Source organism: Undibacterium sp. 5I1 (genome assembly GCF_034314085.1).
Lineage (GTDB): Bacteria > Pseudomonadota > Gammaproteobacteria > Burkholderiales > Burkholderiaceae_D > Undibacterium.
Genome location: NZ_JAVIWI010000001.1, coordinates 472,730 through 488,054, shown reverse-complemented (window position 1 = coordinate 488,054; position 15,325 = coordinate 472,730). Strand labels below are relative to the sequence as shown.

The window sequence follows — 15,325 nt, the reverse complement described above, 5'->3', positions numbered from 1 at the left end:
ATCTGCGCTGGCAGTCGCACTCGAAGATGAATTTAAACCAGCATTCATCGATGGATTAATAGCTACGTTGATTCCATTATTCATATTTGTACTCATTGGCGTTGTCATCATGCTGGTTCCAAGAAATTAGTTTTGTACTTTTTGATTAAACATCGTGCGAGACAGGATATTCAATCCCAATACGCTAAATGTAATCAGCAAAGCGCCGCCCCATGCAAGGTCACGCCAGTTATCGTAAGGACTCATAGCGAACTGGTAAATCACTACGGGTAAGTTGGCCATTGGCTTATTCATATTGCCGTTAAAGAATTGGTTATTCAATGCAGTGAATAACAAAGGTGCGGTCTCACCAGATATACGGGCAACTGCCAATAAAATACCGGTAACGACACCCGCTTTAACAGCGCGCAAACGGATTAGCAAAGCGACTTTCCAGCGCGGCGCACCAAGTGCAAAAGCAGCTTCACGCAAACTGGTTGGTACTAATCCCAGCATATTGTCGGTGGTGCGTACAACCACCGGTATGGCAATCAAGGAGATCGCTAAACTACCGGCCCATCCAGAAAAATGTTTAACATTAAATACATAGATGGCATACACAAACAAACCGATGACGATGGAAGGTGCTGACAACATAATGTCCGTCACAAAGCGTGTGATGCTGCCAAACCAGCTTTTATCACCGTATTCTGCGAGGTAGATACCGGCCAAAATACCAATCGGCGTACTGATCAGAGTAGCGAAACCGACCATCATAAAACTACCGACAATCGCGTTCATCAAACCGCCGCCATCGCTACCTGGCGCTGGCGTTGTTTCTGTGAACATATCTAAGCTAATCGCTGAGAAACCTTTGATCAGCAAAGTGAACAAAATCCACATCAGGAAAAACACGCCTAATGCCATTGCCAGAGAAGACAAAGTAATACCGATTCTATGCATCAACAAACGACGTTTGTAGACAGGATTATTTGCTGAAGAATTTAAAGCGTTGCTAGTGAGGGTCATAGGACTGGTTGAATTCGTGCTCATTTTGCACCTTCTTTTCTGGTCAAACCAAGCAACATTAATTTAGCTGCGGCCAAAACAATAAATGTGATGACAAACAAAATCAGACCAAGCAAGAACAACGATGATGTGTGCAACACGGTCTCTGCTTCGGCAAATTCGTTCGCTAAGGTAGAGGCAATACTGTTACCCGGAGCGAACAAAGACCAAGATAATTTGTGCGCATTACCGATCACAAAAGTGATTGCCATAGTCTCGCCCAAAGCCCGACCCAAGCCCAACATCACACCGCCGACTACACCAATTTTTGTATAAGGCAAAACGATTTTTCTGACGACTTCCCATTTAGTACAGCCAAGACCGTAGGCCGACTCTTTTAAGACTGGCGGGACAACCTCAAACACATCACGCATGACAGAAGCGATAAAAGGAATAATCATGATCGCTAAGATCACACCGGCAGACAAAATACCGATACCTATCATAGGGCCAGAAAACATCACACCAATCACAGGCAATTTGCCTAATGTTGCGTGTAATGCTGGTTGTATATAGTCCGAAAACAGCGGTGCGAATACAAACAAACCCCACATACCGTAAATAATACTTGGCACACCGGCCAATAATTCTATTGAAGTACCAAGCGGGCGTTTAAGCCAGGCGGGACAAATCTCAGTTAAAAATAAAGCGATACCAAAACTCACCGGGAAGGCGATCAGCAAGGCGATAATAGAGGTTGCCAGAGTACCGACAATGGCGATTAGACCACCGTATTTATCATTGACCGGGTCCCACTCTATCGTCGTCACGAAGGCAAAACCAAATTCTTGCATCGCTGGCCAGGCGCGAATGATGAGTGAAATAATGATGCCTACAAGCACCACCAAAACAAACAAAGCGAAGCCGAATGTCAGTTTATGAAATAAAAAATCCTGCCACTGCTGACGGCGCATCACCGCTGCCATATTCACCTCTGCATGATTTGCCGGTGCGCTTGGCTGCGTTGTATGTTGCTGCGGATTGCTTGATGTAGATGAGGAGGCTGACATAGCGATCGGAGGTTGTTGTGTCTGCATGGAAGGAGCTTTCCATATTGGTTTACTAGCAGCTTAATAAGTGATCGGCATGAACATGGTTGTCTGACCCATTGACTTATCCGTTCACTTACGCGTTGACTTACCTGTTCATGGCCACTTAAACAAAGGCACTGAAATCAAACAGTGCCTGTAAAACTCTTGATTAAAATCATCGGAACTTCGAAGTTTTACAAAGTAACTTCGTCGCTCCGATGATGTAGCTTCAAACTAAATTAATTACCAAATTGCTTTACCAGAAGCATCTTTGATTTTAGATTTCCAGCTATCTTCAATCAACTTCACAACTGGTGCTGGCAGAGATACATATTCCAACTCAGTAGCCATTGCGCCACCGTTTTTGAATGCCCAATCAAAGAATTTCAACACTTCTTTACCCTTGTCAGCTTCTACTTGGGATTTGTACATAATGATGAAAGATGCGCCAGTGATAGGCCATGTAACTTTGCCTGGCTGGTTAGTCAACACCAGATACATACCTGGTGCTTTTGCCCAGTCTGCACCAGCGGCAGCCGCTTTGAAGTTTTCATCATCCGGTTCTGCGAACTGGCCATCCGCATTTTTCAACAAGGTGTAGGTCATTTTGTTACGTTTTACGTAAGCGTACTCAACATAACCGATGGAATTTTTGATACGTTGTACGTTAGCTGCAACGCCTTCGTTACCTTTACCGCCCAAACCAACTGGCCATTTGACTGCAGTGCTTGCGCCAACGACTGTTTTGAATTCTGCATTGACTTTAGACAGATAGTCAGACCACAAGAATGTTGTGCCGGAACCGTCAGAACGGTGTACAACATTGATGTCTTCTGCTGGCAATTTGATACCTGGATTCAATGCAACGATTTCTGGTGCATTCCATTTTGTGATCTTGCCCATATAGATGCCGGCGAGTACGTCACCAGTCATCTTCATCTTACCTGGGCCAACACCGTCCAGATTAACGACTGGCACTACGCCACCGATAATCGCCGGGAATTGTGTCAGGCCATCAGCTTCCAGCTCTTCTAACTTCAAAGGCATATCTGATGCGCCGAAATCGACAGTTTTTGCTTTAATTTGCTTGATACCACCGCCAGAACCGATAGACTGATAGTTCAAGCCATTGCCGGTTGCTTTTTTATAGGCTTCTGCCCATTTAGCGTAGATTGGATAAGGGAAAGTGGCACCAGCGCCAGTCATGTCTGCGGCATACGCGGCAGATAAGGAAACAGTTGCACCGACTGCTGCCAGCGTAACCACTAAAGATTTGACGATACGATTGAGTTGCATATTCACCTCTGAGTTAAATAACATGATGCTATCCATTTAGTACGAAGCGAACTCTACAATCCAATTATGACAAGATTATGACTTCATTTAATATTCTGTAATAATAGATGAAATGGGGTAAAAGTTTGTATTTTTCCGTCATAAACTTGTCATATTGCCTCTTTACAATATACTCACCTACATATGACGGTCTCTATGACACGCGAGCAAAATGCCAGATCAAAAATTACCCGACCCATCAGCGGAAAAAGTGGTGACTGTCAGTGAAGAAGACTTGCCTGAAACGCCACATGATGATGCAAAAACACCGCCGAAACCACCGGCAAAACCAATTGTGACAAGCCACAATACGCAAACTCCCCAGGCACCAACGGAGTTGCCGCGCTCGGCAATCTTCCTTGACCGTGAGATGTCACAGATCGCGTTTAACTGGCGAGTACTGGCGCAGGCGGAAGATAAAACGATCCCTTTGATGGAAAGATTGCGTTACTTATGTATCGTCGGTAGCAACTTGGATGAGTTTTTTGAAGTCAGAGTCGCCAGCCTGTTAGCGCAAAATACGATTGATGGTGAGTTGGCACAGCATGCGACTTTTGTTGGGATGATGGAGCGCATTAATACTGAATGCCATCAACTGGCAAAACGCCAATACGAAGTATTAAATCAAGAAATCCTGCCGCAACTGGCACGCAAGCGTATCCATTTATTGCGTCATACCGATAGAAATGAAGCGCAACGCGCCTGGGTGAAAAGCTATTTTGACCGCGAAGTCAAACCGCTGCTCACACCGATCGGCCTTGATCCGGCACATCCATTTCCGCAGGTTGTTAATAAAAGTCTTAATTTTATCGTCTCACTGGCAGGCAAAGATGCTTTCGGTCGGGGTACTGCGATTGCGATCGTAAAAGCACCACGGGTACTGCCGCGTGTAATTAAATTGCCAGATGAGTTGTCGGACAAAGGCTTATCGTTCTGCCTGTTATCCTCAGTTATTCATGCGCATATCGGCGATTTATTCAATGGTCGTGAGGTATTGGCGTATTCACAATTCCGCGTCACGCGCGATAGCGATTTGTGGGTTGATGAGGAGGAAATTAAAAATCTGCGTCAGGCTTTACAAGGCGAATTACAAAGTCGTCAGTTTGGTGTTGCAGTTCGCTTAGAAGTTGCCAAAAACTGCCCTAATGATTTAGCCCAGTTTTTACTATCTCAATTTGCATTAGATCAAGATCGCTTATATCCGGTAGATGGCCCGGTGAATATGGTGCGCTTGTCGGAGTTAGTCGATCACGTCAAGCAACCTAGCCTGCGCTTCCCGCCCTTCTCTGCCAAGATTAATTCAAAATATACCCATAACGATATTTTTACTTTACTTGGCAAGCAAGATATTTTGCTGCACCACCCTTTCCAACCGTTTCAGACCGTCATTGATTTCATCCGGTCAGCCTCACTCGATCCAAGTGTCGTCGCGATTAAACAAACAATTTATCGTACCGGCATGAATTCAGATTTGATGGAGTCGCTGATCACTGCGGCACGTCATGGCAAAGAAGTGACTGTCATCGTAGAACTGATGGCGCGCTTTGATGAAGAAGCCAATATCAACTGGGCGGACCGACTGCAAAGAGCTGGTGCGCAAGTTGTGTATGGCGTGGTTGGATTAAAGACGCATGCCAAGCTGGCATTAGTAATACGGCGTGAAGAAGGTGGCGTCTTGCGCCATTATGCGCACATGGGTACAGGTAATTATCATCCATCGACTACCAAGTTTTACACCGATTTTGGTTTGCTCACTGCCCACCCGGAACTGGCGGCTGAGGTGAATGAAGTCTTCATTCATTTAACCGGATTAAATAAACCCAAGAAGCTGGAATACCTTTGGCTAGCGCCATTTGCCCTACAACCACAAATCATCAAAGCCATCCGTAACGAAGCCAAAATCGCGCGCTCGGGTCGGCCTGGTCGGATCATCGCCAAAATGAATGCCTTGCTAGACGAATCCGTCATCCGCGCTTTGTATGCCGCCTCTGCCGATGGCGTCAAAATTGATCTGATCATTCGCGGTGCCTGCGCCCTGCGACCTGGCGTGCCGGGATTATCAGAAAACATCAAGGTGCGCTCTATCATCGGACGCTTTTTGGAACACAGCCGCATTTATTATTTCCGTAATGATCTGGCACATGATGTGTACCTGGCGAGCGCTGATTGGATGAGTCGTAATTTATTCCGCCGGATTGAAGTTGCCTTCCCTATTTTGGATAAATCCCTGAAAAAACGGGTGATGACAGAGGGACTTGATCCCTATTTAAAAGATAACGTCAACGCCTGGACGCTAGACAGTGAGGGCGAATATCACCGCAAAAAAGCCCGCACAAAACAGGCCGCTATTTGCGCACAACAGAGCCTGATGCAACGCCTAGGCTCTTTGTCTGAAACAGAGGGCGAATAAAATGGACCTAATCTTGTGGCGTCATGCAGAAGCAGAAATAGCAACGCCAGAGATGCCCGACAGCTTTCGTAAGCTCACAGGCAAAGGCATTAAACAAGCTAATAAAATGGCCTATTGGTTAGATAGTAATTTACCTGAGACCTGTCGCATCCTGGTTAGCCCAACGGTAAGAACCAGAGAGACCATGGCAGCACTCGACCGCAAGTTTAAAGTGCTGCATGAGATAGGCCCAGATGCAGATGCAGACGCCCTGCTACAAGCCGCCAACTGGCCAAATAGCCGCGAACCTGTGCTGATCATTGGACACCAGCCTACCCTGGGGCAAGTCGCCGCACGTCTGATCGCACCAATGCAACAAGAGTGCGCAGTACGCAAAGGTAATGTCTGGTGGATTAGCCAAAAGCAGAGGAATAAAGAGGAAGGCGACGACGATTTGCAAACCTATCTGAAGGCGATTATGTCGCCGGACTTGGTTATAAAATAAAAGAAATAGCCAAAAGGAACTTCTAAAATAGGACGTCCAATTAAAATGGGGCTTCTGGCACGAAATCACGCCAGAAGCCCCATTTTCAATGGACGTTCTAAATTCACAGATATTATCCATTGGAACTGCAACAAATGCCTTTGGTGAACTACGTGGCTCCAAACGGCGATACACGCTGGATCTTGTCAGGAGAAGTAACGGCGCCCGGCAGTCTTTGCTAGGAACCTATACCCAAACAGTGATATCTTTCAAATAAAAAACAACAGCCAAAAAATAAAAAAAGCGAATACAACCTTCATCGTATCCGCTTTTTTTTAATTAACTACAACAACTGTCATATACAACTACTCGTAATCGCTCACAGGCACGCAAGAGCAAAACAAATTGCGGTCGCCGTAGACGTTGTCTGCACGCCCTACCGGTGGCCAGTATTTTTGTTTGCGTAAAGATGCAACTGGGAATGCCGCGACTTCCCGACCATAAGCATGCACCCAATCATTGGCGACCAATACTTGTGCTGTATGTGGTGCATTTTTGAGTGGATTGTCTTTAGCATCATATTCGCCGCTCGCAACTTTGGCGATCTCTTCACGGATCGTGATCATGGCGTCGATGAAACGATCCAGTTCCACTTGAGATTCACTCTCTGTCGGTTCAATCATCAGCGTACCGGGTACCGGGAAGCTCATAGTCGGTGCGTGGAAACCAAAATCGATCAGGCGTTTTGCCACATCTTCATTACTGATGCCGGTTGCATCTGTCAACGGACGCAAATCCAAAATACACTCATGCGCGATCAAGCCGTCATGACCAGAATATAAAACTGGATAATGTGGCGCCAGACGTTTAGCAATATAGTTGGCCGCCAGAATTGCGGTTTCCGTTGCCGCTTTAAGACCTTCTGATCCCATCATGGCGATATACATCCATGAGATTGGCAGAATACTCGCAGAGCCAAAGGGTGCTGCACTGACAGCGGAAATACCATCTGCACCGCGCACATAGCCAGTCGATTTCTGATTCGGCAAAAACTTCGCCAGATGAGCACCTACGGCAACCGGACCAACACCTGGACCACCACCACCATGAGGAATACAGAAGGTTTTATGCAAATTGAGATGACTGACGTCACCGCCAAACTTGCCCGGTGCAGCAACACCAACCAGCGCATTCATATTCGCACCATCGACATACACTTGACCGCCATGGGTATGAACAATGTCACACAGCTGTTGAATGCCTTCTTCAAACACACCATGCGTGGATGGATAAGTCACCATTGCCGCAGCCAAATTAGCGCTGTGTTTTTCTGCCTTGGCTTTAAGATCAACCAGATCAACGTTACCGTTGTCATCGCAGGCGACGACAACCACTTCCATCCCGACCATGCTGGCGGATGCCGGATTGGTGCCATGTGCAGAGGACGGGATGAGGCAAATATTCCGATGCGCTTCGCCACGTGAGGCGTGGTAGGCCTGAATTACCAGCAGACCTGCGTACTCACCTTGTGAGCCAGCGTTTGGCTGTAACGAGACAGCATCGTAGCCAGTCGCAGCGCACAGCATGGCCTCTAACTGATCAATCATTTCGCGATAGCCAATCGTCTGGTCATCTGGTGCAAAAGGATGAATGTTAGAGAATTCTGGCCATGTCACCGGGATCATTTCTGACGTTGCATTCAACTTCATGGTGCAAGAACCCAGCGGTATCATTGTGCGATCTAATGCTAGATCTTTGTCCGCCAGACTACGCAGATAACGCAGCATTTCATGCTCTGCGTGATAGCGATTAAAAGTGGGATGTGTCAGGAAAGTGCTGGTACGTACCAGCGCGGCTGGCAAGGCATCCGACACCGCTGCTTCGGTTGCATCAAAATCAGGAATAACTTTGCCGTGAGCAAAAATACTCCACAACGCATCGATATCAGCCCGTGTAGTTGTCTCATCCAAAGAAATACCAACTTGAGTAGTGCTAATTTGGCGCAGGTTATAACCTGCTGCTTGCGCTGCCTGATGGACGGCATCTGCATCACTGACATTGATCGTTAAGGTATCAAAATAAGTCGCATTAGCGATCGTCAAACCCACTTGTTGCAGACCTGATGCAAGTACGCCCGTGAAACGATGTACCCGTTGCGCAATCTGACGCAGTCCGGCCGGGCCATGATAAACCGCATACATCGAAGCAATCACCGCCAACAATACTTGGGCAGTACAGATGTTCGAGGTCGCTTTTTCACGACGGATATGTTGTTCCCGTGTTTGCAACGCCAAGCGATATGCCTGGTTACCTTGCGCATCAATCGTCACGCCAACCAAACGGCCAGGCATACTACGTTTGAATGCGTCGCGTGTGCCCATATAACCTGCATGCGGACCGCCGAAGCCAAGCGGAACACCAAAGCGCTGACTGTTACCGACTACGACGTCTGCGCCCCACTCACCCGGTGGCGTGATCAGGGTCAGCGCCAGCAAGTCAGCAGCAGCGATCACCATCGCGCCTTTAGCATGTACCGCAGCAGCAAACTCGCGGTAATCACGGATAGCGCCATCGACACTTGGGTACTGCAACAGCACGCCGAAGCACTCACTCTCAAGGGCTTCATTGGTGGTGAAAGTACGAACTTCTATCCCCAATGGTTTAGCACGGGTTTCAATGATCTCGCGGGTTTGCGGCAGTACGTCATGGGCGACATAAAACACGTTGGAACTTGATTTTCCTACTCGCTGGATCAGGGTCATCGCCTCAGCAGCAGCAGTACCTTCGTCCAGCATTGATGCATTGGCGATGTCCATGCCTGTCATATCTGTGATGACTTGCTGGAAGTTGATAATCGCTTCTAAACGTCCCTGAGAAATCTCTGGCTGATATGGCGTGTAGGCCGTGTACCAGGCTGGATTTTCAAAAATATTACGCAGAATGACGCCAGGTGTATGTGTGTTGTAATAACCCTGACCAATCAGAGATTTCAATACTTTATTTTTGCTTGCTAAGGACTTTAAGGTCGCAAGCGCTTCTTGCTCGGACTTGGCTTCGGTAAATTGCGCCAGTGGCAGTACATCATGGCGACGGATATTGGTAGGCACGATCGCATCGATCAAGGCAGTACGCGTGGCATAACCCAAAGTTTTGAGCATGGCGGCTTGTTCTGCCTCAGAGGGACCAATATGTCTGGCGATGAAGGCGTCATGCGCTTCAAGTTGGGTTAAGCTGGTTCTGGTCATAATAGAATTCTAGGATTCAAAAAACGTGAAATAAAAACCGTCAAATGTGCTGGAAAGGCGATAGAGATGAGAGCATCAAATGACTGGCAAATACTCTCCCGTCAGGACTAAACCGAGGGAGAGAATTCAATTTAACCGATGTTTTTTGCGTATGCGTCAGCATCCATCAAAGCATCGACATCAGCAGAATTACTTGGCTTCATTTTGAACATCCATGAACCGAATGCATCGGTGTTGATTGCTTCTGGCGCATCGGCGACTGCTTGGTTTACTTCAACTACTTCGCCTGACACCGGCGCATAAATATCGCTTGCCGCTTTGACGGATTCGACCACGGCGCAATCCTTACCCGCAGTCAATGCCTGGCCAACTTTTGGCAAGTCAACAAACACGATATCGCCCAAAGCATCTTGTGCAAAATCAGAGATACCTACGGCGATCGTACCGTCGGCTTCAACACGCACCCATTCGTGGGAGGCGGTATATTTGAGATTAGCTGGAATTGTCATGGCATGCTCCAAAAAAATGATTGTTGATTTAAAAGTCGAAATTAAAATTGATTTTGTATGATCCGGGTCTATACCTGATCACAACGTCAGTACAAATAAGGTACAACGATTCAGTACAACAGCAAACGCACAATGATTATGGAACCGATTATGCGACCAATATTTTACCGTTGCGAACAAACGGCAATTTGACTACGGTCGCTGCTAATTGCTTATCGCGGATCACGACCTGTACCGTATCGCCGATCGCCACATCCATCGGCAGACGTGCCAAGGCAATTGCTTGCTGCATGGAAGGACTGAAAGTACCGCTGGTGATTTCACCCGCGCCAATAGCAGTGATGACTTTTTGATGTGCGCGTAAAATACCGCCTTTTTCACGCAAAATCAGACCGAGGAATTGGGCTGTTTGTCCCTGCTCTTGCAATGCTTTTTTACCGACAAAATCGCGCTCGCTCACCAGATCAATCGTCCATGCTAATCCAGCATTTAAGGGATTCACTGTGTCGTCCATATCTTGGCCGTATAAATTCATACCGGCTTCCAGACGCAACGTATCACGCGCTCCCAGGCCAGCCGGCTTAACACCTGCGGCGATCAAAGCATCCCAAAATGCGACGACTTTATCTGCAGCGACTGCGATTTCAAATCCGTCTTCTCCGGTGTAACCCGTGCGAGCCACCATGACCTCACCAAACGCGGTGTCAGCAACAATAACGGCGTTAAACGGTTTGATCTCAGCACTGGCAGCTTTGGCTTCTGTCAAAACTTCCCATGCTTTAGCGCGGGCGTTGGGACCTTGTACCGCAACGAGTGCGAAAGCATTAGCACCATCGCGGCGCTGGGTAATGGTAATGCCGCTATCAGTAGCAAGATTGTGCGCGGACATCCATGCGAGATCTTTTTCAGCAGTACCCGCATTGACGACGAGACGGAACCAGTTCTCGCTCAAAAAATAGATAATCAGATCATCGACGACCGTTCCTTGTGGCGTCAGCATCGCTGAATACAGCGCTTTGCCAGGGACTTGTAATTTATCGACATTGTTGGCGACCAGGCTGCGCAAAAAGGAACGAACCTTGTCACCTTTGAGATCCACCACACACATGTGCGACACATCAAACATGCCGCAATCAGTGCGAACCGCATGATGTTCTTCAATTTGTGAGCCGTAGTTGACTGGCATATCCCAGCCGCCGAAATCAACCATTTTTGCGCCAGCAGCACGATGTGCGGCGTTGAGAGGAGTTGCCTTGAGAGATGTCACTGCTTGCGTCATGAGAGCCTCATTACCAAAATAGAAGGGACGATCCATCACACAGGCGAGCGAGCTCATCCATGCGACAACATCGCAGACCCCTCTGTCCTGATACCTGAGAGATTACGGACTGCGTTTTAACAACAGCAATCCGCGCGCACCTTCGGTGGGTAGTTCGGCTTAAATCTATTTAATGCTACGTAATGCCGCTACCGCTCTCCAGAGTTTGGGCTGAAAATCCAGCCCCTTGATCAGTCCATTTGCCTGAGAGTTTTTGGGTGTTAGCCCCTTCGGCGGCGGCTTGCAACTATAAACATCAATCTAGCTGGCCGCGCTCTCCTGATCAAGTTCAGCGATTATAAGGGCTTAGAAAGCGCTTGAGAGCGTTGAGGGGTAAATATTTGTGAGCTTGTATTTTTGTGTCAGGATTTCTATTTCTACAATCTTTGAGATCATTGATGTTTCATTTTTAAGTGGTAGCGGAATATTGATTGAAAACAATTGTCACAAAAAGCTGTAAGCGCGCGAAAACTCATACAAGCGACGATTCATCTGACTACACTGAAATTAAGTATCGTTATTTCTTAACGATCAATTCAATGATGCGGTGGGAGAACTAGTATGAACGCGGCGCCTTTTCCAAACAACGAAACTCAACGCACAGCATCATTACGTTCTCTCGACGTTCTCGATACCGAACCAAAAGCAGAACTAGATGCCTTGGTGAAGGCAGCGTCTTTAGTTTGCGGCGTGCCGATATCTCTGATCAGTTTGATCGATACAGAAAGACAATGGTTCAAAGCGAACTTAGGATTGCCAGGCGTATCTGAAACCCCAAGAGATATCGCGTTTTGCTCGCATGCTATTCTTGAAAACGATATTTTCGAAATTTATGATGCGCTGCAAGACGAACGCTTCGCTAATAATCCTCTTGTTACCGACCATCCCGATATCCGATTTTACGCAGGCGCACCAATTACGATAAGTGATGGTAGTCGTGTCGGTACATTATGTGTCATCGACCGACTTCCAAATCGCCTGGACGAAAAACAACATGAGGTTCTGCGTTGTCTGGCCAATGCCGCCGCTGCAATACTTGAAGGACAACGTGACAAACGTGCTTTGCTGGCAAAGAGTCAACGAATCACTAATCTTATTGAAAGTACCCACGTGGGTACATGGGAAAGAAATTTCCAAACCGGAGCAGTACGATATAACGAGCGGTGGGCTGAAATTACTGGCAGAACATTGCTGGAACTAGAACCATTGACTCCACAGATCTGGCTTGATCTCATTCATCCGGGCGACCTGATTGCATGCCAATCAGAATTAGACATCCATTTAGCAAATCTCAGCCCACGTTACGAGTCTGAAGTTCGTTTAAAACATAAAGATGGCAATTGGAGGTGGGTACTCGATAGCGGCAAAGTTATCAGCTGGACTTCCGATGGCAAACCAGAATGGATGTTGGGTACTTTACTCGACATTACTGATCGCAAACATCAAGAGGAAGACCTTCGTAAAAGCCAGCTATTTTTAGACCGGACAGGCAAATTAGCAGGCGTCGGGGGTTGGGAAGTCGATCTCATTACCAACGAAATCTACTGGTCAGACGAAACCTGCCGCATTCATGGGGTTCCAGTTGGTTTCAAACCGACAATGGATCAGGCAATTCATTTTTATGCACCTGCTGCTCAGCCTATTATTTTGGAAGCAGTACAAAGTGGAATCTTAACGGGTAAAGGCTGGGATCTTGAACTGCCCTTCATCCGGGCTGATCAACGACCGATCTGGGTACGTGCCGTGGGTACCGTCGAATTCGTAGACAAAAAACCGATACGATTAATTGGTGCATTCCAAGATATTACCGAGAGAGTAGAAGAACATTTAGCATTACAAATTGCGAACGATCGTATAGAACTTGCGACCGATAGCGGAGCCATCGGTATCTGGGAATATGATCTCATCAACAGCACCGTGCTATGGGACGCGTGGATGTATCGTTTATTTGGACTGCTGCCTCGCACTCAGGCAGGTAGCTTTGAAACAGCTGCATTTGAAACTGACACATTTAAAACAAATACATTTGATTTTTGGAAAAATCACATTCATCCAGATGACATAGAAAAAATAACGCTGGCAACGCAATTAGCCATTAGCGGCACAAAACCATTTCAACTGGAATACAGAGTAATCTGGCCAGATGCTAGTTTGCATTACATCAAAAGTACCGCGCTGGTTAAATACGACGCACAAGGTAATGCCTTGCGCATGGTCGGCACGGCGATCGATATATCTGCACCAAAAAAACTGGAAATAGAACTCGCCGAGCAACATGCATTACTGCATGTCACCCTAAAATCGATTGGTGATGCGGTAATTACTACCGATGCAAAAGGTTATATTAACTGGCTCAATCCAGCCGCAGAACGTATGACAGGATGGCTTGCCAGCGAGGCACAAAACCGACCGCTGACGCAAGTTTTTCATATCATCAATGAAGAGACCCGCAAACCAGCAGCCAACCCTATCACCACCTGTTTAGCGCAAGAAAAAATAGTTGGTTTAGCCTACAAGACGGTTCTGATTTCACGCAATGGTAGCGAATTTGGCATTGAAGATTCTGCCGCTCCTATCCGTAATGAGCGAGGTGAAATTCTCGGTGTTGTGCTGGTATTCCACGACGTGACAGAGCAACGCCGCTTATCGGGTGAAATGAGTTTTAGAGCTAGCCATGACGTGCTTACAGGCTTGGTCAACCGGATAGAGTTTGAGGTCAGATTACAAAAATTATTAGACTCAGCACGCGCAGATCATAGCCAGCATGCTTTGCTATACATTGACCTTGATCAGTTCAAATTGGTAAATGACGCATGCGGCCATGCAGTAGGCGATCAATTACTACAACAGGTATCTAAATTATTGTCAGAAACAGCGCGCACGCGGGATACCCTTGCCAGACTAGGAGGTGACGAATTTGCGATCCTGCTAGAACAATGCTCAACCGATCAGGCACAACGAGTGGCGCAGCAAATATGTGACCGGATGGATGATTTCCGTTTTATGCATGATGGTAGACGTTTCCGTATCGGTGCGAGTATCGGACTGGTGCCGGTGGACGATCGCTGGTCATTGACCGAAGCCATTATGCAAGCAGCCGATACCTCTTGTTATGCCGCAAAAGAAGCTGGTCGCAACAGAGTGCATGCTTGGTTTGACACTGATCTTGCAATGCGTGCCCGTCATGGTGAGATGCAATGGACTACCCGTATTGAACAAGCGCTTGATGAAGATCGTTTTGTGCTCTACGCCCAAAAAATTATTGCACTGAACGATCAATCACCCGGTTTGCATGCAGAGGTATTACTGAGAATGCGTGATTTTGATGGTTCATTGATAGGCCCGGGTGCTTTTTTACCCGCCGCAGAGCGTTTCAATCTGGCATCTCGTATCGACAAGTGGGTTCTTAAACAAACCATTACCTGGATGAGAAGCTTAGACTCTATCGACCATATCGCAAAAATCAGCGTTAATCTCTCAGGACAATCAGTCGGTGACAGAGCATTTCATCGATGGGCTATTGATGTACTTGCCAATGCCGGGTCGGCGATTTGCGCACGATTATGTTTAGAAATTACAGAGACCGCAGCAGTCACCAATCTGGCTGATGCCGCTTTATTTATTGAACAAATTCATGACATTGGAGTACGGGTTGCATTAGATGATTTTGGCGCTGGAGCCTCATCATTTGGCTATCTGAAGAAAATGTCTGTCGATTATTTAAAAATCGACGGTCAATTTGTGATGGATATTGTGACCGATCCTCTGGACGAAGCAGCGGTGAAATGTTTTGCCGATGTTGCGAAGGTGATCGGTGTCAAAACCGTCGCTGAGTTTGTTGATCATCCCGATGTACTTGCGCGATTATGCGAAATTGGAATCGATTTTGCACAAGGCTTTTTACTTCATAAGCCTGCGCCAATTGATGAACTGGAATTTATCAATATCATTTAAAAGTCAAAAAAAT

9 protein-coding genes and 2 riboswitches are annotated in these 15,325 nt (G+C 47.0%); of the genes, 3 read left to right on the top strand and 6 right to left on the bottom strand.

Annotated elements, in window-relative coordinates:
- Positions 1 to 126: 126 nt before the first annotated feature.
- The 3 genes from pstA to pstS form a co-directional block, all read right to left on the bottom strand.
- Positions 127 to 1,032 carry a phosphate ABC transporter permease PstA gene (gene pstA, locus RGU72_RS02060; RefSeq protein WP_416200096.1) on the bottom strand — a complete coding sequence of 302 codons (906 nt, stop codon included), beginning with the start codon at positions 1,030 to 1,032 and terminating at the stop codon, positions 127 to 129.
- On the bottom strand, positions 1,029 to 2,057 hold the full coding sequence (gene pstC, locus RGU72_RS02055; protein ID WP_416200145.1) for a phosphate ABC transporter permease subunit PstC: 1,029 nt from the start codon (positions 2,055 to 2,057) through the stop codon (positions 1,029 to 1,031). The genes pstA and pstC overlap by 4 nt, the downstream gene beginning before the upstream one ends.
- Before the next feature lie 264 nt (positions 2,058 to 2,321).
- Positions 2,322 to 3,374 (bottom strand): phosphate ABC transporter substrate-binding protein PstS, encoded by a 1,053-nt coding sequence (gene pstS, locus RGU72_RS02050; RefSeq protein ID WP_322121540.1) that lies wholly within the window; start codon positions 3,372 to 3,374, stop codon positions 2,322 to 2,324.
- A gap of 211 nt (positions 3,375 to 3,585) precedes the next feature.
- Here pstS and ppk1 point away from each other — a divergent pair, with 211 nt between their 5' ends.
- Positions 3,586 to 5,823, top strand: coding sequence for a polyphosphate kinase 1 (gene ppk1, locus RGU72_RS02045; protein ID WP_322118146.1), 2,238 nt, complete (start codon positions 3,586 to 3,588; stop codon positions 5,821 to 5,823).
- 1 nt (position 5,824) lies between these two features.
- The gene (locus tag RGU72_RS02040) at positions 5,825 to 6,307 is read left to right on the top strand and encodes a SixA phosphatase family protein (RefSeq protein WP_322118145.1); all 483 of its coding nucleotides are present in this window, start codon (positions 5,825 to 5,827) and stop codon (positions 6,305 to 6,307) included.
- A gap of 344 nt (positions 6,308 to 6,651) precedes the next feature.
- On the opposite strand, the gene gcvP is transcribed toward RGU72_RS02040, so the two are convergent.
- The 3 genes from gcvP to gcvT form a co-directional block, all read right to left on the bottom strand.
- Positions 6,652 to 9,531, bottom strand: a complete 2,880-nt coding sequence (gene gcvP / locus RGU72_RS02035; RefSeq protein ID WP_322118144.1) for an aminomethyl-transferring glycine dehydrogenase — start codon at positions 9,529 to 9,531, stop codon at positions 6,652 to 6,654.
- 131 nt (positions 9,532 to 9,662) lie between these two features.
- On the bottom strand, positions 9,663 to 10,040 hold the full coding sequence (gene gcvH, locus RGU72_RS02030; protein ID WP_322118143.1) for a glycine cleavage system protein GcvH: 378 nt from the start codon (positions 10,038 to 10,040) through the stop codon (positions 9,663 to 9,665).
- Between the two features lie 148 nt (positions 10,041 to 10,188).
- The gene (gcvT, locus tag RGU72_RS02025) at positions 10,189 to 11,319 is read right to left on the bottom strand and encodes a glycine cleavage system aminomethyltransferase GcvT (RefSeq protein WP_322121539.1); all 1,131 of its coding nucleotides are present in this window, start codon (positions 11,317 to 11,319) and stop codon (positions 10,189 to 10,191) included.
- A gap of 72 nt (positions 11,320 to 11,391) precedes the next feature.
- Positions 11,392 to 11,531: riboswitch (glycine riboswitch) on the bottom strand.
- 9 nt (positions 11,532 to 11,540) lie between these two features.
- A riboswitch (glycine riboswitch) is annotated at positions 11,541 to 11,650 on the bottom strand.
- A gap of 269 nt (positions 11,651 to 11,919) precedes the next feature.
- On the opposite strand from gcvT, the gene RGU72_RS02020 reads away from it, so the two are divergent.
- The gene (locus RGU72_RS02020; RefSeq protein WP_322118142.1) at positions 11,920 to 15,312 is read left to right on the top strand and encodes an EAL domain-containing protein; all 3,393 of its coding nucleotides are present in this window, start codon (positions 11,920 to 11,922) and stop codon (positions 15,310 to 15,312) included.
- The last annotated feature ends 13 nt before the right edge of the window (positions 15,313 to 15,325 follow it).